Origin of the sequence: Myxococcus sp. SDU36 (assembly GCF_030168875.1) — a bacterium.
GTDB lineage: Bacteria > Myxococcota > Myxococcia > Myxococcales > Myxococcaceae > Myxococcus > Myxococcus vastator.
The window spans coordinates 8175273-8193642 of the sequence record NZ_CP077414.1 but is presented as its reverse complement, the minus strand read 5'-3'; the positions used below and the strand labels follow the sequence as shown (position 1 = coordinate 8193642).

Sequence of the window (18370 nt, the reverse complement as noted above, 5' to 3'; positions counted from 1 at the left end):
CCGCTCAGACGCCCGCCAGCTCCGACTTCGGCTGGCGCGTCATCAGGTCCACCACCGCCGAGCGCGCGCTCTTGCCCTCGTGGGCAATCAGGTACACCTGGTGGCAGATGGGCAGCTCCACGCCCGTCTTGAGCTCCAGCTCGTGCGCGCTGCGGGCCGTCTTCACGCCTTCGGCCACTTCCTTCATGTCCGCGAGGATGTCCGGCAGCTTGCGGCCCTTGCCCAGCTCCATGCCCACGTGCCGGTTGCGGCTCAGCTCGCCGGTGCACGTCAGCACCAGGTCGCCCATGCCGGACAGGCCGGAGAGCGTCAGCGGGTTGGCGCCCTTGCGCACCGCCAGGCGCGTAATCTCCGCCAGGCCGCGGGTGATGATGGCCGCGCGCGCGTTGTGGCCCATGCCCAGGCCGTCCGCCATGCCGGCGGCAATCGCGATGACGTTCTTCAGCGCGCCGCCGTACTGCACGCCCACCACGTCCGTGGACGTGTAGCTGCGGAACGTCTCCGTCTGCAGCGCCTTCTGGCAGCGCAGCGCCACCTTGTCCCAGTGCGAGGCGATGGTCACCACCGTGGGCATGCGCCGCGCCAGCTCCTTGGCGAAGCTGGGGCCGGACAGCACCGCGAGGTACGGGTGGAACTCCTCCGGCAGGCAGTCCTCCAGGAGCTCCGTCATCGTCAGCAGCGTCCCGTTTTCGATGCCCTTCGACACCGTGACGATGGGGACATGGCGCGGCAGGTACGCCTGGGCCTTCGCCACCACCTCGCGCGTGGCGTGGCTGGGCGTGGCCAGCACCACCAGCTCCGCGCCCGCGAGCGCCTCCTGGAGGTCATTCGTGGCGCGCACGCGCTCCGAGATGGGGATGCCCTTCAGGTAGGTGGGATTCTCGTGCTGCGCGTTGATGGCCTCCACGACGGAGGACTCGCGGCCCCACAGACGAACCTCCTCGCAATTGACCGCGAGCACGTTCGCCAGGGCGGTACCGAAGGAGCCGGAGCCGATGACACTGCCACGCATGGAAGACCTCGCTAGAAACCAGTCACGACGCCAAAGGTGATGACGGGCATGAAGTCCGTCTCGTCAGGCCGGGTGCGGATGTCCCCGCCAATCGTCAGAGCGTAGGACGTTTTCTCACTCACGGGGATTTCCGCGCCCAATCGCACCGGAAAGGCGCCGGACAGCGCCACGTCGGGGGGCAGGCCGCCCAGCGGTACCCCTTGAATGGGCTCGGTGTCCAGCGCCATCAGGTAGCGGACGTCCAGGAACAGCCGCGGCGCGCGGGCGCCCGCGAGCTGGAGATTGCCGACAAGGCCGGGCAGCACGTTCCAGTTGCGGCGCCCGCTGTAGTAGCGCGCGCCCCGGTCCTCCACGCTCGCGGGCCGCAGGAAGAAGGCGTGGCTGCCCTCCACCGCCACGCCCACGCTCCACCGAGGCCCGCCGTCGAGCACCATCCACCGCGCGCCCACGCGCAGCTCGTTCATCAGCCCGTAGGCGCTGTCCACGCCAGCCAGCACGTCCACGCGGCGGTGGACGCCCACGGCGACCCGCGCGGACACGATGGGAAAGCCCAGGGCCAGGCCCGCGGCCAGGCCCCCTGTCCCCACGGTCCGGGCGCCGAGCAGGCTCACCCGGTTGGGGACGGACGGCGGCCTGACGAGAACCGGCGGCGTCCGGGGCGCTTCGGGGACGGCGGCCTCGTCGGCGGGCACCAGCGGCGGGACTTCGGGCAAACGGGGCAGCGTGGCCGCCTCCTCGGCCTCGGGGACGGCGGTGGCCCCCGGGAAGGACTCCCAGGCCGCGTCGTCTGGCGCTTCGTTGCGAGCGGGCGCGGAGACCTCGCCGGGTTGTGCCCACGAGGTGTCCGGCGCCGGGTTGCGTGGGGGAGGCTCCGCGGGACGCGCCTGGACGTCTCCCACCAGGGCAAGCACGAGCAGGGGTAGGGAAGGGGCGGAGCGCATGGCGGGGCGCCTCAGCTTAGTCCGACGCGTGGACAAGGCACGAGACAAGCCCGCCCGCTCGGCGGCCTGAACGGGCCTGCGTCCGGAAGCGGTCAGCGGCCTGCGGGAAACGTCGCCGCGCGAGGCATCCTCCGGTCTACCATCCGCGCCGCTTCAGCAGGCGCACACGGGAGTCACACGGGATGAGGGCTGGAGGGCGCGCGGCATTGTTCATGACACTGGCACTGGCGGCGTGCCGAAGCCGCCCCTCCGACCCACCCCCGGTGGACGCGGGCGCTTCGGCGCCCCCTGGCGAGCGCGCGGCGCTCCCGGACTGCGAGGTGCTGCTGCCCTTGGACGACCGCGAGCTGATGCTCCCCGGCTTCACCATGAAGCAGGAGCGCGCCTGCCCCACCTGTGGACCGCTGTGCAGCTTCCGCTCGGACGCCGAGCCCGGCCTCGCTGTCTCCGTCACCTGGGACTGCAACGCCCGCTACGCGCAGTCGGACATCCACGCGTTGATGGCCCCCACCCTCCAGGCCGGCGGCGTGGCGGTGCCCGCGCTGGGCCGTGCCGCGGTGCGGCGCGCGCCCGCGCAGGGAATGTCCCAGGTGCTCGCCTGGGATGACGACACGGACTGCGCGGTCGTCGTCACCTGGCTGGGCGGTGAGACGGAACGGGCCGTGGAGGTGGCGCGCTCGGCGCTCACCGCCACCACGCCCGCCGCGCTCGACGCGGGGACACCCGGTGCCCAGGACGCGGACGCCGGTGAAGCGGACGCGGGGGACTCCGGCGCGCCCTGAGGCCCACCGGACAGGCCCCCTCCCCCTACAGCGTGAGCAGGTACTCCACCAGGTCGTCGACCTCGGCGTCGGTGAGCTGCGCCGTCACGCCGTGCTGGTTCGACTCGCGGCCCTGCATCAACCGGTCCCTCAGCGACACGGCGCTGCCGTCATGCAGGTACGGCGCGGTGCGGGCCAGCCCCAGCAGCGACGGCGTGTTGAGCCCCTGCTTGCGCACCTCCGGGTCATCCTGGAGCGGCCCCGTGGTGACGAAGGTGCCCACGTCGGCCTGCGTGTTGAGGGTGAAGTGCGCCCCGCCGTGGCAGGTGTCACACGCGGCCTTGCGGAACACGGCCTCGCCGCGTGTCTGCGCGTCGGTGAAGACGTCGGCCCTGTGCGGGTTGTCCGGCGCGGGCAGCACGTCGATGAAGTCGGACAGTTGCGCCACCATGACGCCGTCCAGCACCGTCCCGCCCATGCGGTGGCGCACCGTCGCGTCGAGGAAGTCCCGCATGGTGGAGAACTCGCCGCTCCAGTGGAACGGGCCCGTCTTCGTCATGCTCCGGCCCGCGAGGCTGGGCGTCTGGCGAGGCCCGTCCGGGAAGCCCCAGACGTGGCCGTCCTCGCGGCCATCGGGATGGCAGCTCGCGCACGACGCGCCCACCGAGCTGCTGGCCATGCGCGAGTCCAGCGCGCTGAAGAACAGCTTGCGTCCCGCCACCTCGTTGGGCGCCAGCACGTCCCCGGCGATGGGCAGCGGCGCGCCGTCCACGCGCACGTTGGCGGTGCCACCCGCGCCGTCGCTCACCAGCGTCGTCACCGTGTGGTCGAAGGCGTTGTAGACGTAGGCCTTGCGCCCATCCCGCGTCATCGCGATGCCCGTGGGACCGGAGCCCACGCGCACCAACTGGCGCACCGTGCTGCCCAGGCCCGCCATCAGGTCCGAGCCCGAACGGCGCCCCGTGGGGATGATGGCGACGTTGTCCGTCTCCCGGTTCACCACGAAGGCCCAGAGGCCCGTCGGGTCCACCACCGCCGCCACCGGCCCCTGGATGGGGTGCGTCAGCTCCGGGCTGATGATGGTGGAGGGCGGGAAGTCCGGTGACAGGTCCGGCGGCGGACGGCACCGGTCCAGGTCATCCACCCGGGGCGTGCCCGTGTCCGTGTCGAAGGTGACCAGCCCTGGGGCCACCACGCCGCCCGTGTTGCAGGGCCCGCCGCCGCCGTAGAGCGAGCCCCCCGACGGCGGGGTCGGCGACCCGTCCGGAGACAGCGGGTCCTCCCGGGCCCACATCACGGTCGCCAGCGCGCGCGCGCCATCCGGCGTCACCGCCACGCTCGACATGCCGCGCGGCTGGAAGCGGATGTCCGCGGTCGAAGGCAGCGGCGGCAGCCCGTCCGGGGACGCGGCCACGTCGTCCCGGACGTTGGCGCGCGCGTACAGGTCCGTCTGCTCACGCGCCATGCGGGGCCGGTCCGCGTCCGTCAGGTCCACGGAGACCAGGTCGCCCTGGCGGAAGCGGGTGATGAGCGCGCGCCTGCCACCCTGCGCCAGCGCGATGCCTCGGGGCTCATCCCCCACCGGCAGCTCCCAGCGCACCGCCAGCGAGCGCGTGTCCACCGCCATCAACGAGCCATGGCTCGACGTCGCCAGCGCGGTGCTGTTCACCACGTACAGCGTGTCCCCCGCGGGCGACACCGACAGGCCCATGGGCTCCACGCCCACCGCGACGCGGGCCGACTCGCTCCAGTCACCCCGGCGGATGACGGACACGCTGCGCGAGCCGCGATTGGAGACGTAGACGGTGTCGTCCGGCCCCACCGCCACGCGCTCGGGGAGGAGGCCCACCTTCACCTCGCCCACCTTTTCACGCCGCGCCGTGTCCACCACGGCGAGGACGCCGTTGTCCGAGTCCACCACGTAGAGAAAGGCGTCATCCCGGCTGAGCGCCACCGAGCCCGACGCCTGGGTCCAGGTCGCCTGGGCATCGCGGTCTTCACACGCCGGCAGCGCGAGCATCGAGGCCAGCACCGTGGCCAGGACCGTCCGTCTCATGGAGGGGTTCCCTTCCTCGCGGCGGCCCGTCCCACCCACCCGACGCCGGGCGGCCGCGTCCTCAGCGGGGAAGAAGGCGGCCGGCCCACGTCGCACGCCTGCCCCGCTGCCACCCATGCTTGCACCAGAACACACCTGAAGTCGATGCCGTCCGCACACACCCCGGGTGGGTGGTGGACACTCCCTGGCGCGGGCGTGGATGAAACGCCACGAGCGTGTAGCGCCGGGTGGGAGTAAAGGAGGGGGGCCGTGTCCCGCACTCCGCCCCGCTTCCTCAACTTCCGGCGCACGTTCGCGCTGCTCATCGTCCTGGTGGTGGTGCCCTCCGCCGGCCTGTCCGGCTTCGGGGTGGTGGCCATCATCAACGAGCGCGCGGCCGTGGAGAAACGGCTGGAGGCCGCCTGGCGGGGCACCCTGGAGTCGTTGTCGGAGGAGCTGCCGGGCCTCCTCGGCTCGGCGCGCCTGGCGCCGGTGAATGGCCAGCTCCAGTTCATCCTCCCCGACGGGCAGCCCGTGTCGGAGCCGAACGGCGCCTTCCAGTTGGAGGATGGCCAGGTCCGCACCCGGGACACCCAGTTGGAGGAGGCGCTCATCACCGTGCTGCCAGAAGCAGGCGGACTGCCCACCGAGCCCACCGTCTTCTCGCTCACCGCGGGCGGACGCGCGGTGCTGGTGGCCGCCGAGCGACGCGGCAACGTGGTGCACGGCGTGCGGCTGTCGGTGCAGACGCTGGAGGCCCTGCTGGCCGAGCGCGTGGACTCCCGAGCCGTGTCCAGCGAGCCAGTGCGCTTCGCCCTGCTACCCGTGCCCCGGGAGCCCTCCGAGGGCGGGCTGATGGGGCGCCTGGTGTCGGAGGTGGCGCAGGCGCGCGCCAGCGCCATGGGGCCCACGGGCCTGGCGGAGCGCGTGCTGCCCTCACCCCTCCAGGACTTCCGGATGGTGGTGCTGCCCACCGGCGAAGACCCGGTGGCGCGCGCGTCCACTCGCAACCGCGTGCTGTACGGCGTGCTGCTGGGCCTGTTCTACCTGACGCTCACCTTCGGCGTCGTCTACACCGGCCGCGCGCTCTACCGCGAGGCGCAGCTGTCGCGGATGAAGACGGACTTCGTGTCGCTGGTGAGCCACGAGCTGCGCACGCCCCTCACGTCCATCCGCATGTTCATCGAAACCCTGGCCCTGGGGCGGCTGAAGGACCCGGCGCAGATGCAGGAGGTGCTCACCCTGCTGATGCGCGAGACGGAGCGCCTGTCCATCTTCGTCGAGCGCGTGCTGGACTGGGCGCGCATCGAAGGTGGGCGCAAGGTGTATCAGCGCGAAATCGTGCCGGTGCCGGAGCTCGTGGACGCGGCGGTGGAGGCCTTCCGCATCCAGCGCATGGAGGACGGCGTGGACCTGTCGGTGGAGGTGCCGGACGGCCTGCCCGAGCTGGACGTGGACCGGGCCGCGGTGGCCGGCGCGCTGCTCAACCTGCTGCAGAATGCCTACAAGTACAGCGGGCCGGACAACCGCCGCATCACCCTCCAGGCCCGGGCTAGCGGCAAGGGCGTGGACCTGTCGGTGGAGGACAACGGCATGGGCATTGCTCCCAAGGAGCGCAAGCGCATCTTCGAGCGCTTCTACCGCGTGGACAACCTGCTGACGCGCAGGACGGAAGGCAGCGGGCTGGGGCTGGCCATTGCCCGGCGCATCATCGAAACCCACGGAGGCCGCATCTCCGTGCAGAGCGAGCCAGGCAAGGGAAGCCGGTTCACCATCCACCTGCCGGCGGGGAAGGCATGAGCGACAAGACACGGAGCATCCTGGTCGTGGAGGATGACCTGTCCATCCTCACGGGCCTGTCCATGAACCTGCGCTTCGAGGGCTACGAGGTGCTCCAGGCGCAGGATGGCCGCACGGGACTGGCGCGCGCGCTGGACGAGTCACCGGACCTGGTGGTGCTGGACATCATGTTGCCGGAGCTCAACGGCTTCGAGGTCCTCAAGGAGCTGCGCCAGCGCGGCCGGGACACGCCCGTCGTCGTGCTCTCCGCCAAGGGCCTGGAGACGGACAAGATTGTCGGCCTCAACCTGGGCGCGGACGACTACGTGGTGAAGCCGTTCGGCCTCCAGGAGCTGCTGGCCCGAATCAAGGCCGTGCTGCGCCGGCGCTACCCATCCGCGGGGGCGGGCGCGCCGCCGCCGGTGACGTTCGGCGACGTGAGCGTGGACATGGCCGCCCGCACGGTGGCGCGCGCGGGGACCCCCGTGGAGCTCACCGCGCAGGAGTTCAAGCTGCTGGCGCACTTCCTCGCGCACCCGGGGCGCACCTTCACCCGCGAGGAGCTGCTGTCCGGCGCGTGGGGCTACCACTACGAAGGCAGCGCCCGCACCGTGGACAACTTCATGCGCCAGCTGCGCCTGAAGTTCGAGCCCGACCCGGAAGCCCCCTGCCACTTCCTCACCGTGCGCGGGCTGGGCTACCGCTTCGAGCGCTGACGGGCGCTCACGGTCCGGCGATGCCGATGTGGCGCGAGTCCTCCAGGTCGAAGGGCTTGCCGTCGAAGCGGCCGTAGCGCTCGCGCGGCACCAACCCCGCCGCGGCGAGCGCCGCGTCCAGCTCCTCCGGCGAGAAGTGCCGCAGCTTGAGGCGGCGGATGGGGCTGGGCCCACCGGGGGCTCGCCGCTCGCGCAGGTGGAGGGTGAAGAGCGGGCGGCGGGGCTCCAGTCCGGCGCTGGGCGCCTCGTCATCCCGGGGGAGCACGGGCTCACGGGGGGTGTTGAGCACGTCGTAGACGAAGGAGCCGTCCGGCGTGAGGTGGTGACGCACCGTGGCCAGCAGCGCCTCCAGGTCGTCCTTCCCCGGCACCAGCCCCAACGCGTGCTGGGGCGCGAGCACCAGCGGGAAGCGCTCCGACAGGCGCAGCGAGCGGAGGTCCGCCACCTGGAAGCGCGCCCTGCGTGAGATGTCCTCGGGTTCCGAGCCGCGCCGCTCCTCGGCGGAGCGAATCATCGCCTCCGAGGGGTCCACACCCACGGCGTCGTAGCCATGTCCCGCCAGCGACCACACCACCCGGCCATTGGCGGCTCCCAACACCAGCACGGGCCCGCCATGCTCGGCCGCCTGACGTGTGTAGAACAGGAGGTCCGGCTCCTGACCGACAAGAGAAAGTGGCATCCGGCCCCGCGCGTCATGACCACCCATTCGAGGAAGGAAGTAGCACGAATCCGGCCTCACCCGGGACAGGCACGTACGCACGCTGGGAAGCGGCTTACCCACATCGTGTCCGGCGCCTGACGGACACGCCTCGCTTCGAGGCTGCTCGTGCTGGCACCGTCCTTGCGAACAAACGGGGATTGAACACGACGGCCCACTTCGGGCCGGTCGGCTTTTCAGCAGGGGACGGTGACGAGATGAAGCGCGGATGGGGATGGGCGGGCGCGCTCTTCATGGCGGGCATGGTGTGGGCGGGCTGTGGCGCGGGGAGTGACACGACGGGGGCCGAGGACCTGGACGTCCCGCCCTCGGAATCCCCCCAAGCCCCGGAAGGCGATGCAGGCACGCCGGACTCGGGCACGCCGGACTCAGGGACACCGGGTGACGACGGTGGCACGCCCGACGCGGGCCAGCCGGATTCGGGCACGCCGGATGACGATGGTGGCACACCGGACGACGGAGGCACGCCGGACGGGGGCCCCGTGGAGGTGCCCCTGCCCACGCCTTCCGCTGCGAACTGGGAGTTCATCGGCCGCGAGGCGGGCGGCCCCCGCTTCATCCACGGCGTGAGCGCGGACGCCTCCGGCAACATCTGGGTGGCGGGCGGCGAGGAAGGGCTCTTCGTGATGAAGAAGGGTGAGCGCACCTTCCGGCGCTACACGATGGCGGAGGGCCTGCGCCCGTACGGCTACATGCCGGACGGCAGCGCGCCGCCGGGACCGAAGTACCTCAAGGTCATCTCCGTCGCGGGCGCTTGGAACGACACCGTCTTCGTCGGCTACGAGGGCATGCCGGGCGACGGCGCGCTCCATTGCGAGAACAACTGGGACAGCAACGCGCCGGACCCGGCGCGCTACAAGAGCGGTGACGCCGACCGCGTCTCTCTGCGCGCGGACGGCACGCTCGACGTCGTGCACTACGACATCTTCTCGGGACCGAACGTCGTCGACGCCGAGCTCCGGGGCCGCGAGAAGCTCTGCAACATCTGGCGCATCGCCTATGACGCGACGACAAACAGCGTCTGGTTTGGCGCCAACCACGGCCTCGCCCGCGGCGATGCGGACTACCAGGGCGACCCGACGTGCAACGGGCAGTTCCACTGCTGGGGCGTCGAGGAGCACTCGCACCCGGGCATCAACGCGTACATCTACACGAACCCCACGGCGGACCGGGCCCAGTATGGAGAGGACCGGAGCCAGTGGCGGGTCCAGCCCGCGCTGCTCACGGATGCGTACTGGGGCCTGGGCGTGCGTCCGGACGGAGACGTCTGGGTCGGCGGCGCCAACCGGACGACGCGCTACTTCTACGGCACCGTCGGGAACGATTTCTGGGAAGGCCAGACGCGCACGGAGTCCCGCGCCTACGCGTGGAACCGCGTCGACATCTGGAAGGACGCGGTGGGCGAGGAGCGCTACTCCCGTCCAGAGCAGCGCACGGATGACCTGGTCTCCGGCATCGCCGTCGTGGGCACCTCGGCCTGGGTGGGCTCCTTCGGCCACGGCATCGCGGAGCTGAACGACAGCGGCCAGGTGGTGCGCACGCTGAAGAACGAGCTGGCCGCGCCGCATGTGGCCAGCGTGGCGGCGGACCCGGCCAACGGCAGCATCTGGGCCGGCCATAGCTGGGGCGGCGGCCTCTCCCGGGTCCGAGGCGGCTCCGTCTCCCACTACGGCCTCTCCGTGTTCGGACGTGAGCTGTCCAGCATGCGCGTGCCGGACATCCAGGTGGACCGCTCCGGCCCGCGGCGCCGCATGCTGGTGGCCTTCCAGGGCGCCACGCTGAGCGACGGCACCGTGATGCCGGGCACCATCGGCATCTACTCCGGGGACTGAGCGGCCCGTCGGACGGAACGTGGGTCGCGGCCGGGCTTCTTCACGGGAGCCCGGCCGTCGCCTGGTCGCAACTCGTAGCTACTTGTACCAGGGGTACGTCAGGTTGGCGGGGAGCAGGAAGGCCCAGCCCGCATCGATGACGATGGGGCCCTCGCCGGGCCTGCCATACACCTGCACCGGTACCTGGGTGACACCTTCCTTGTATGGGTACTGCAGCGGTTTGTCCCCCTGGCGGAAGTGCACGTCCCGGAGCACCACGCGCAGTTGCTCCGGGCTGTACAGGGTGGCGACGAACAGGAAGTGCTCGTCGTCTCCCGGCACTCGCTTGCGCTCCACCGTCATCAGCAACGACGTCCGTTCATCGGACTCCACGCTTCTCACCAACCTCCGCGTGTAGCGGGGCGCCAGCCAGAAGGCGGCCAGACCGATGACAATCAAGAGACTCCCCCAGATGGGGAGCTGCGCGCTGAACGGCCATCTGTACCTTCCGGAATCGAGCGCCCTCTGGAACGATGACGCGCCGTAAAGCACCGCCAACGCCCCCAACGCCACGCCCACGCCGGCCCAGCGGAAGGAGCCCGCGAGGCGCTGTCGCAGCGCATCAATCAACTCGTCACGGCTCCCCTGCACAGGCTTCACCTCGGGACGCGCATCCGGAACCACGGAGGACCTCCTGGTTCACTGCCCCGCGTCCTAAATCGCCCCGCCGCGCGGCGATAGCCTCCGTCGACCGCGCGCCGCTCCTGCCAAGCGTGCAGTTCCGCCCTCCGCGGGCCAGCGGCCTTCACGAGCCGCCGTGTGGCGACGCCGGGCTGCCCCCCCGCCTTCGTTACGCCACGGGAGCCCGCCCCGCCCGCCTCCGGCCGGCCCCCGCATGGCCGGCTGCTGGGCGAGCATCGTCCTGAGGGACAGGAAGTCACCACGGAGCGCGAAGCCGTCTAGAATCCCCGCCGGCCATGCCCGCTCTGCCCCCCGCACCCATCCCCTCGCACACCGTCATCGGCGCACGGACCCAAGGGGAACGGCTCTCCGCCCAGCTCTTCCACCTCGTCCTGCTGGACACCGAGCGCGCCGGCACCGTCTTCCCCCTGGCCAATGAAGCCCTCCGCGTGGGCAAGGCCCCGGACAATGACGTCGTCATCGACCACCCCACCGTGAGCCGTAACCACCTGGTGGTGCGCCGCCAGGGAGACCGCTTCCTCGTGCAGGACCTGGGCTCCACCAACGGCACGTTCCTCGACGGTGCCCAGGTGCGCGAGGCCTTCCTCCGCCCCGGCGCCCTGCTGGAGGTCGGCGACGTCCGGCTGCGCTTCAGCCCCCAGGTGTCTCCCGTCCAGGTGGAGCCCATCCTGGAGGACCGGCTGGGCGACCTGGTGGGCCGCAGCCTGCCCATGCGGCAGATTTTCGCGCTGCTCCAGCGCATCGCGCCCACCGACTCCACCGTGCTGCTCGTGGGTGAGACGGGCTCTGGCAAGGGCGCCGCCGCCAAGGCCACCCACAAGCTCAGCCCTCGCGCGGGCGGGCCGCTCGTCGTCTTCGACTGCGCCAGCGTGTCCGACTCCCTCATCGAGAGCGAGCTGTTCGGCCACGAGAAGGGCGCCTTCACCGGCGCGGTGAGCCAGCGCGTCGGCTGCCTGGAGCGCGCCAACGGCGGCACCCTCTTCCTGGACGAAATCGACGACCTCGCCCTGGACCTGCAGCCCAAGCTGCTGCGCGCCATCGAGGACCGGGAGTTCCGCCGGCTCGGTGCGTCCACCCCCATCTCCTTCGACGCGCGCATCATCGTCGCCAGCAAGAAGGACCTATGGGCGGAGACGCAGGCGGGCCGCTTCCGCGAGGACCTCTACTTCCGCCTCTCCGTCTTCACCGTCAGCCTGCCCTCGCTCAGGGACCGCAAGGAGGACATCCCCCTGCTGGTGGATGCCTTCGCGGGAGAAGGCGTGTGGCCCCGGCTGCCGGAGAAGATTCGCGAGCAGTTCACCGGGCACACCTGGCCGGGCAACGTGCGCGAGCTGCGAAACGCCCTGGAGCGCGCCCGGCACATGGTGGACATTCCGGAGCTGGCCGGGGACACCCTCCTGCGCGAGTTCACCCGCGAGCCCCCCGCCGCCGCCGGAGACTCCCTGCCCGTGGAGTTCACCGGCCCCTTCAAGGTCTGCAAGGACGAACTCATCCGCGCCTTCGAGCGCGAGTACCTCACCCGGCTCCTGGGCCGCGCCAAGGGCAACATCGCCCGCGCCGCCCGCGAGGCCGAGCTGGACCGGAAGCACCTGTACTCGCTGCTCCACAAGTACGGACTCGTTCAGAGCGAGACGGACTGAGGCGCCCGCAACGTCCGGGCGCGTCGGACTGGCGACCAGCGGACGGAGTGTGGAAGCGGCTCGTGACAGCCCTGCGGTCCGTGGCATGTTCGCGGCGCACTGGGAGTCAAGCCTCCCCCCTCTAGGAGACGTCAAAGAATGAAGCGTCCGTCCCCCTGGCTCGCCATGCTGTTCGCCGGTTTCATGTCCATGCACGCCACCGGCTGCTTCGGTCAGTTCCAGCTCACGCAGAAAATCTGGAACTTCAACAAGAACATCTCCGGCAACAAGTTCGTGCAGTGGCTGATGTTCCTCGTGCTCACCATCATCCCCGTCTACGGGCTGGGCGCGTTCATTGACGCTATCGTCATCAACAGCATCGAGTTCTGGACGGGCAGCAACCCCGTCGCCAGCGTCGATGGCGAGCCGGAGACCACCCGCATCGTCAAGCTGAGCCCCACCGACACGCTGCGCCTGTCGCGTGACGTGGAGACGGGCGTCATGCGCATGGAGCTTGCGCGCGAGGGCCAGGAGACGATGGTCCGCTACTTCGAGCCGCTCGAGGACGGCATGGTGGTCCGCGACGACGCCGGCGCCATGCTCATCCAGGCCCAGGAGGCGACGGACGGCGCGGTGGCGGTGACGGACGCCGCCGGCACCACGCTGACGGTCCACGCCCGTGACGCGCTGGCCGTGGCCCGCCGCGTGTACGAAGAGGGTGGCGCGCAGGCGCTCGCGCAGCACGCCGTGTCCCAGGCCTCCGTGTCCCAGGGCCTGGCCAGCAACACCTGCGTGGCCCGGTAACAAGGCCCGCGGCTCGCTGTTCGGAAATGTCGGGACCTTCGCGGCACAAAACCCCCGACATTTCCGAACAGCAACCCTCCCGACTCGCTCCGGCCTCTCCCCTATTCGGGAGGCGTGCCCGCGTCGGGAGGAGGAACGCCGCCGTCGAGCAACTGGCCCGGCTCCGGGCCGAAGCTCGCGTCCTGCGCCACCACGGAGAAGGTGCCCTCCAGGTTGCGGCCGGCGCCATAGCCGTCACCCCGGCTGAAGGACATGGAGAAGTCGCCGCGCGTGGGTTCTCCCGGGTTGCCTCCAGACTCCAACTGCAAGTCCCCCTTGTTCACCGGCCCGAAGACGCGCGCCGGCTCGCCTGCGTTGAGGTGCACCACCGTGGCCCGCGCCTGTCCCGACGGCGTGGTGCCCGCGAGGTTCACCTTCGTCCCGGGGCGCAGGTCCAGCCCCTCGGTGGACACGGTGAGGCGGACGACCAGGTCCACGTCCAGGTCGTTGTTCCGGTAGTAGCTGACCTGGAACGCCTCCGCGTTGCGCAGCACCTCCACGCGGGACACCTCCAGCGGGAAGAGCTCGGACACGCTCCCGCCCAGCGAGTTGTCCGCGAGGCCGCACGCGGCCAGCCCCGCCCCGGCCATCAGGGCGGACAAACCCACGGCGGCCAGCGCGCGGGCCGCGCGCGTCATCGCTCCACCGCGAGCTTCAGCACGCCCTTGTCCTGCGCCACCACCGGCGCCCGGTACAGGACGACGCGCTTGCCGTTGGACAGGTACGCCAGCTTCGGCGACCAGCCGCCGCCCGCGTCCACCAGCGTCTCCCGCCAGTTGCCCTGGATGCGCGTGGAGATGACCAGCGCGTCGTCGTTCGGGTTGCAGCTGGTGTCATTGCGACCGGGCTCGGCGGCGCAGATGTAGAAGGCGATGGACGGCTCGTGGTGGACCGGGTCGAAGGCGAGCGACGGATACCAGCCGCCCGTTCCGTTGTTGAACACGGGGTCCGGCATGGACCAGTCCCGCTCGGACGTGCAGGACGTCGCGGAGGCGTCAGCGCATTCCGTGTACGTCAGCGCGTTCGAGGACCGGTTGAGCACGGCAATGCCAAACCCCTCGACAGAATCGAATGCGAGCGAGGCCCCGAGCTGCGTGTTGGGGACAGCCTGCACCCGCACCGGCGGCGTCCAGGTGAGACCGTCCGCGTTGCGCCGCTGGAAGTGCACATCCGTACCGGTGGCCTGCGCGGCCGTTGCCGCCTTGTCGTGCACCAGGGCCGGCTGGGCCCCCGCCATCACCATGGAGATGTGGCCACCGTAGCCCAACTTGTTGTCACCGGAAGACACCGCGACTCGGCGCTGCCAGTTCGTGGGACCGCCGCTGGCAATCTCCAGGTCACTGGCCCCGAAGTCCTGGTTCTGGAAGTTCCCATTTTGCCCATCCCGGTAAGCGACGATCGCCTCGCTCCCATTGAACACGATGGCGGGGTTGAGGCCGACGAGGAAGCCCACGTCCGTCACAGGATTGACGGGCTGAGCCTCATCGGAGCGCCGCACGACGATGCGCTCCGTCCACGCGCCGGAGGCACTGCGATAGGCAACCGCCAGGTCGCTCTGGAACCAGAACGACGAAGGGTCTTCCCGGTCGCCGCCCAGGTACGTCACCACCGGCTGACCTTCCGGCCCGAAGGCCACGGACACGCCGTACACGCGCTGCACGGTGGCGATTTTCTCCGCCGCGCCGAGCTGCCCGCCGTCGAACTCGCGGTACATCAGGTCCATGTTCTCCACGTTCTCCCGCATCGTCCCGTTGCGGACGAAGTACGCCATGCCGATGCGGTCCTGCGGGCCCACTGCCATGGCGATGGAGGAGATGGGGTCGAACTGGCCTTCGTCGGAATCCACCACGAACTTCGCGAAGGGCGAGGTGTCGGTCGGACCGCCGTCGGGATTGCCGCCCGCGTCAGGGAGCAGCGGGTTGCCGTCCTTGTCACATCCCAATGCGAGCACCAGGCCCAGCGCCCAGGCATGCCGTTTCATGTGCCACTCCTCGTGTGTTGTCGGCCCTGCACGTCGTGGTGGCATCCTACGCCAGCGCCGCGCGGCGGGGAGCGACCGAGCATGTCTTATGAATCCAGCGCGAAGCGCCCGCGTGCGCTAGGCTCGCGCGCCGTATGACACGTGCGCATTCCAACCGGGGGCGCCTGTCCCGGCGCTCCCTCATCCAGCGGCTGACCTTCCTGGGCGGAGGCGTGGTGCTGCTCGGCCCGGCCTGCAAGCGCTCCTCCGAGTCGAAAGACAAAGCGCCCCCCACGGACCCCGGTCCGCTGGCGGCGAAGCAGGACGGCCAGGCTCCGCGCACCTTCTCCACCTTCGAGTACGCCGTGGTGGCCGCCGCCACCGAGCGCATCCTCCCGCGAGATGAAGACCCGGGCGCCCTCGACGCGAACGTCCCCGTCTACATCGACCGCATCCTCCAGACACCCGAGCTGGAACCAGTGCGCGAGGACTTCCTCTCCGGCGTGGCGGCCCTGGAGCGCCGCGCGCAGCGCATGCACCAGAAGGGCTTCGCCGCCCTGACGGCTGAGCAGCAGGACGAACTGCTCACCCTCTTCAAGGACAGCTCGCCCCGCAGCGGCGAGGCGCACTTCTTCGAGCTGCTGACGGTGATGACGCTGGAGGGCTTCCTCGGGGACCCGTCCTACGGCGGCAACCAGGGCAAGGTGGGCTGGCGGTTGATGGGCTTCGACACCGTGGGCACCCTCGCCTCCGCGCCGCCGGAAGGCCACGACGGGCCCAAGTGCCTGCGCGAATGCGGGGTCCACCGGTGAGCCTGCCCGAAGTGGACATCTGCATCATCGGCAGCGGCGCGGGCGGCGCGCCCATGGCGCTGGAGCTGGGCCGCGCGGGCTTCAAAGTCGTGCTGCTGGAGAAGGGCCCGCACTACCAGCCCAAGGACTTCATCCACGACGAAATCCTGAACAGCCGCCGGAACTTCTTCATGCCGGTGCCGTGGGAGGAGCCGCACCTGGTGCGCCAGGGCGCGAAGGGCCGCTACGAGAAGACGAGCGCGGCGTGGACGGCCAACTGCGTGGGCGGAGGCACCGTCCACATGAGCGGCTTCTTCTACCGGCTCAAGCCGGTGGACTTCCGGCTGCGGTCCACGCTGGGCGCCGTGCCCGGCAGCACCGTGGCGGACTGGCCCATCTCCTACGAGGAACTGGCGCCCTTCTACGACAAGGCCGAGGCGGAGCTGGGCGTGTCCGGCGAGTCCGTCCCCCACCCCTTCGCCGAGCCGCGCAAGGGCCCCTACCCACTGCCGCCGCTGGACGTGCACCCGGTGGCGAAGGAAATCGACAAGGCGTGCGGCGCCATGGGCTGGCATTCCCTGCCCACCGCGCGCGGCATCCTCAGCAAGCCCTACCGGGGCCGGGCGCCGTGCTCGTACTGCGCGCTGTGCGGCAGCTACGGCTGTGAAACCGGCGCGAAGAGCGGCACGAACGCCAGCCTCATCCCCGCCGCCGTGGCCACCGGCAACGTGGACCTGCGCCCCGGCTGCATGGCGCGCACGGTGGAGGTGGACAAGCAGGGCCGCGCGCGGAGCGTCGTCTACCTGGACGCGGACGGCGTGACGCGCGAGCAGCCCGCGAAAGTCGTCGTCGTGTCCTGCACCGCCGTGGAGAGCGCGCGCCTGCTGCTCAACTCCACCTCCAGCCGCTTCCCGAAAGGCCTGGCCAACGGCAGCGGGCTGGTGGGGCGCAACCTCACCTTCAGCTCGTTCGGCGAGTCCCACGCCACCTTCCGCCTGTCGAAGCAGTCCGCCGCGCGGCCGTGGCTGAAGGATCCGTCCCCCTTCGTGAACCGCAGCCTCCAGGACTTCTACCTGCTGCCCGACGCCCGCTTCGGCTTCCGCAAGGGCGGCACGCTGGGCTTCATGTGGGCGCACCCCAATCCCATCCACGCCGCGGTGGGGCTGGCGGGCCAGGGCGAGAAGGCCCTCTTCGGCAAGGCGCTGAAGGACAAGATGCGGGAGTACCGCGACTCACGCATCCTCCAGTTCGAAGTGTACGCCGAGTTCCTCCCCACCGCCGGCACCTACGTCAGCGTGGAGGACGGCGTGAAGGACCGCTACGGAATCCCCGTGGCGGCCATCACCGTGGACCGGCACCCCATGGACCTGGCGGCCACGCGCTTCCTGGTGGAGCGCGGCGAGGAGGTCCTCCTGCGCCTGGACCCGGATGACGTCCGGCGCGGCACCACCAGCGGTGAGACGTCCATCCTCCAGCACGGCACCTGCCGCTTCGGCGACGACGCGGCGACGTCCGTGCTGGACCGCGACTGCCGCGCCCACGAGGTGCCCAACCTCTACGTGGTGGACGGCAGCTTCATGCCCACCGGCGGCAGCGTGCCGTCCACGCTCACCATCACCGCCAACAGCTTCCGCGTGGCGGACCACCTGGTGCGCAAGCTCAAGGGCTGACGCTAGCGATTGCGCAGCGGCGTCACGTCCACCTTGAGGATGTAGCGCGCCTGCATGTCGGACTCGACCTCGATGAGGTGGTCGCCCACGCCCGTGAGCTCCGCCTCCTCGGTGAAGGCGCCCTGCCGCTCCATCACGTCCAGCACCGCGCGGCCTTCCGTGGCCCGGCGGATGCGCGCCCGGCAGCCCTCTTCATGGAAGAGCATCACGGTTTCGCTTCCCGCCGCGGTGACGTCCTCCAGGAAGAGGCTCACCTTCACGGTGGAGGCTTCCTTCAACTGGACGATGACCTGCTGCCGGCCAGGGAAGCGGCCTTCCGAATAACTTTCCGAGCCGAGAATACAGCCCGCCACGCGGTCGCACACAGGCCAGGCCGCGCCGCAGGTGTCCTTCACCCGCGCGCCAATGAAGTCCTCGCGCGTGCCGTCGCAGGCCCCCCAAAGCGACGCGAAAAGCAGCACCGCTGCTGCCTGGGCCTTGCGGCCAAACACTGTTACAACCGGCGTCATCTTCAGACCCTCATGCGAGGCGTGTATGTCCATGCGACTGCGTACCCGTTGGCTCCCCATCATCTTCTTCGCCCTGGCTGGTTGTGGGAACGAAACGGAGCTTCCCCAGGCGCCCACACTCTTCATCGACCGCCCGGCGCTGACGTTCAACCGCGAGTTCGAGCACGGCACCTACGTCGGGCAGACGACCTTCAACTCGCTCGCCATCCAGAACCGCGGCCTGGACCCGCTGGAAATCACGGCCATCACCCTGTCGGCGCCAAGCGTCTTCACCCTCCAAGTCCCCGAGGGCTTCTCCCCAGGCACGCCGCTGCGGCTGGAGACGTATGACCGCGCCTTCCTGACGGTGGCCTTCCGGCCCACCGATGACACGGAATACGACGGCACGATTACCATCGAATCCAATGCCCCCCAGCAGGTCATCACCCTCAACGGGCTGGGCGTCGCGCCCTGAAGTCCTCGCGGCTCACCGCGTGACGGGCGGGAGCCACGGCTCCCGCTCC

The 18370-nt window shown here is 70.5% G+C and carries 17 protein-coding genes; 9 read left to right on the top strand and 8 right to left on the bottom strand.

The genetic code is table 11. The features are described from left to right. Positions 1-4: 4 nt before the first annotated feature. Complete coding sequence (locus KGD87_RS33460; protein WP_284664987.1) at positions 5-1012, bottom strand: NAD(P)H-dependent glycerol-3-phosphate dehydrogenase; 1008 nt, start codon at positions 1010-1012, stop codon at positions 5-7. A gap of 11 nt (positions 1013-1023) precedes the next feature. After that, positions 1024-1953 (bottom strand): hypothetical protein, encoded by a 930-nt coding sequence (locus KGD87_RS33455; protein WP_284664986.1) that lies wholly within the window; start codon positions 1951-1953, stop codon positions 1024-1026. 182 nt (positions 1954-2135) lie between these two features. On the opposite strand from KGD87_RS33455, the gene KGD87_RS33450 reads away from it, so the two are divergent. Further along, the gene (locus KGD87_RS33450) at positions 2136-2735 is read left to right on the top strand and encodes a hypothetical protein (RefSeq protein WP_350100653.1); all 600 of its coding nucleotides are present in this window, start codon (positions 2136-2138) and stop codon (positions 2733-2735) included. A gap of 25 nt (positions 2736-2760) precedes the next feature. On the opposite strand, the gene KGD87_RS33445 is transcribed toward KGD87_RS33450, so the two are convergent. Then, positions 2761-4770 (bottom strand): c-type cytochrome, encoded by a 2010-nt coding sequence (locus tag KGD87_RS33445; RefSeq protein WP_284664984.1) that lies wholly within the window; start codon positions 4768-4770, stop codon positions 2761-2763. 249 nt (positions 4771-5019) lie between these two features. On the opposite strand from KGD87_RS33445, the gene KGD87_RS33440 reads away from it, so the two are divergent. Next, positions 5020-6549, top strand: a complete 1530-nt coding sequence (locus KGD87_RS33440; protein WP_284664983.1) for a sensor histidine kinase — start codon at positions 5020-5022, stop codon at positions 6547-6549. Next, on the top strand, positions 6546-7244 hold the full coding sequence (locus KGD87_RS33435; protein WP_284664982.1) for a response regulator transcription factor: 699 nt from the start codon (positions 6546-6548) through the stop codon (positions 7242-7244). Before KGD87_RS33440 ends, KGD87_RS33435 begins: the two co-directional genes overlap by 4 nt. A 7-nt stretch (positions 7245-7251) precedes the next feature. Here the strand turns inward: KGD87_RS33435 and KGD87_RS33430 are convergent, their stop codons facing one another. Beyond that, entirely contained in the window at positions 7252-7950 is a 699-nt protein-coding gene (locus KGD87_RS33430; RefSeq protein ID WP_284664981.1) for a class I SAM-dependent methyltransferase, read from the bottom strand. A 209-nt stretch (positions 7951-8159) separates the two neighbouring features. Here KGD87_RS33430 and KGD87_RS33425 point away from each other — a divergent pair, with 209 nt between their 5' ends. Then, positions 8160-9794, top strand: coding sequence for a ligand-binding sensor domain-containing protein (locus KGD87_RS33425; RefSeq protein ID WP_284664980.1), 1635 nt, complete (start codon positions 8160-8162; stop codon positions 9792-9794). Between the two features lie 78 nt (positions 9795-9872). Here the strand turns inward: KGD87_RS33425 and KGD87_RS33420 are convergent, their stop codons facing one another. Continuing rightward, complete coding sequence (locus KGD87_RS33420) at positions 9873-10457, bottom strand: hypothetical protein (RefSeq protein WP_284664979.1); 585 nt, start codon at positions 10455-10457, stop codon at positions 9873-9875. A 293-nt stretch (positions 10458-10750) separates the two neighbouring features. On the opposite strand from KGD87_RS33420, the gene KGD87_RS33415 reads away from it, so the two are divergent. Beyond that, positions 10751-12115: a sigma 54-interacting transcriptional regulator gene (locus tag KGD87_RS33415; RefSeq protein ID WP_163780522.1), complete on the top strand. Its 1365-nt coding sequence runs from the start codon at positions 10751-10753 to the stop codon at positions 12113-12115. Positions 12116-12253: 138 nt separating this feature from the next. Then, positions 12254-12898, top strand: coding sequence for a DUF3332 domain-containing protein (locus KGD87_RS33410; protein WP_284664978.1), 645 nt, complete (start codon positions 12254-12256; stop codon positions 12896-12898). Between the two features lie 101 nt (positions 12899-12999). Here the strand turns inward: KGD87_RS33410 and KGD87_RS33405 are convergent, their stop codons facing one another. Both KGD87_RS33405 and KGD87_RS33400 read right to left on the bottom strand, forming a co-directional pair. Further along, positions 13000-13575: a hypothetical protein gene (locus KGD87_RS33405; RefSeq protein ID WP_284664977.1), complete on the bottom strand. Its 576-nt coding sequence runs from the start codon at positions 13573-13575 to the stop codon at positions 13000-13002. After that, positions 13572-14918, bottom strand: a complete 1347-nt coding sequence (locus KGD87_RS33400) for a hypothetical protein (RefSeq protein ID WP_284664976.1) — start codon at positions 14916-14918, stop codon at positions 13572-13574. The genes KGD87_RS33405 and KGD87_RS33400 overlap by 4 nt, the downstream gene beginning before the upstream one ends. A 134-nt stretch (positions 14919-15052) precedes the next feature. On the opposite strand from KGD87_RS33400, the gene KGD87_RS33395 reads away from it, so the two are divergent. Both KGD87_RS33395 and KGD87_RS33390 read left to right on the top strand, forming a co-directional pair. Continuing rightward, positions 15053-15709 (top strand): gluconate 2-dehydrogenase subunit 3 family protein, encoded by a 657-nt coding sequence (locus tag KGD87_RS33395; protein ID WP_284664975.1) that lies wholly within the window; start codon positions 15053-15055, stop codon positions 15707-15709. Next, on the top strand, positions 15706-17358 hold the full coding sequence (locus tag KGD87_RS33390) for a GMC family oxidoreductase (RefSeq protein WP_284668726.1): 1653 nt from the start codon (positions 15706-15708) through the stop codon (positions 17356-17358). The genes KGD87_RS33395 and KGD87_RS33390 overlap by 4 nt, the downstream gene beginning before the upstream one ends. Positions 17359-17360: 2 nt before the next feature. Here the strand turns inward: KGD87_RS33390 and KGD87_RS33385 are convergent, their stop codons facing one another. Next, entirely contained in the window at positions 17361-17867 is a 507-nt protein-coding gene (locus KGD87_RS33385) for a hypothetical protein (RefSeq protein ID WP_284664974.1), read from the bottom strand. 31 nt (positions 17868-17898) lie between these two features. Here KGD87_RS33385 and KGD87_RS33380 point away from each other — a divergent pair, with 31 nt between their 5' ends. After that, the gene (locus tag KGD87_RS33380) at positions 17899-18321 is read left to right on the top strand and encodes a hypothetical protein (RefSeq protein WP_284664973.1); all 423 of its coding nucleotides are present in this window, start codon (positions 17899-17901) and stop codon (positions 18319-18321) included. Positions 18322-18370: the final 49 nt, after the last annotated feature.

Excerpts from the sequence above, each read along its gene's own strand:
- KGD87_RS33460 (WP_284664987.1), bottom strand. The coding sequence starts at position 1,012 with ATGCGTGGCAGTGTCATCGGCTCCGGCTCCTTCGGTACCGCCCTGGCG.
- KGD87_RS33455 (WP_284664986.1), bottom strand. The coding sequence starts at position 1,953 with ATGCGCTCCGCCCCTTCCCTACCCCTGCTCGTGCTTGCCCTGGTGGGA.
- KGD87_RS33450 (WP_350100653.1), top strand. The coding sequence starts at position 2,136 with ATGAGGGCTGGAGGGCGCGCGGCATTGTTCATGACACTGGCACTGGCG.
- KGD87_RS33445 (WP_284664984.1), bottom strand. The coding sequence starts at position 4,770 with ATGAGACGGACGGTCCTGGCCACGGTGCTGGCCTCGATGCTCGCGCTG.
- KGD87_RS33435 (WP_284664982.1), top strand. The coding sequence starts at position 6,546 with ATGAGCGACAAGACACGGAGCATCCTGGTCGTGGAGGATGACCTGTCC.
- KGD87_RS33430 (WP_284664981.1), bottom strand. The coding sequence starts at position 7,950 with ATGGGTGGTCATGACGCGCGGGGCCGGATGCCACTTTCTCTTGTCGGT.
- KGD87_RS33425 (WP_284664980.1), top strand. The coding sequence starts at position 8,160 with ATGAAGCGCGGATGGGGATGGGCGGGCGCGCTCTTCATGGCGGGCATG.
- KGD87_RS33415 (WP_163780522.1), top strand. The coding sequence starts at position 10,751 with ATGCCCGCTCTGCCCCCCGCACCCATCCCCTCGCACACCGTCATCGGC.
- KGD87_RS33410 (WP_284664978.1), top strand. The coding sequence starts at position 12,254 with ATGAAGCGTCCGTCCCCCTGGCTCGCCATGCTGTTCGCCGGTTTCATG.
- KGD87_RS33405 (WP_284664977.1), bottom strand. The coding sequence starts at position 13,575 with ATGACGCGCGCGGCCCGCGCGCTGGCCGCCGTGGGTTTGTCCGCCCTG.
- KGD87_RS33400 (WP_284664976.1), bottom strand. The coding sequence starts at position 14,918 with ATGAAACGGCATGCCTGGGCGCTGGGCCTGGTGCTCGCATTGGGATGT.
- KGD87_RS33395 (WP_284664975.1), top strand. The coding sequence starts at position 15,053 with ATGACACGTGCGCATTCCAACCGGGGGCGCCTGTCCCGGCGCTCCCTC.
- KGD87_RS33385 (WP_284664974.1), bottom strand. The coding sequence starts at position 17,867 with ATGACGCCGGTTGTAACAGTGTTTGGCCGCAAGGCCCAGGCAGCAGCG.
- KGD87_RS33380 (WP_284664973.1), top strand. The coding sequence starts at position 17,899 with ATGCGACTGCGTACCCGTTGGCTCCCCATCATCTTCTTCGCCCTGGCT.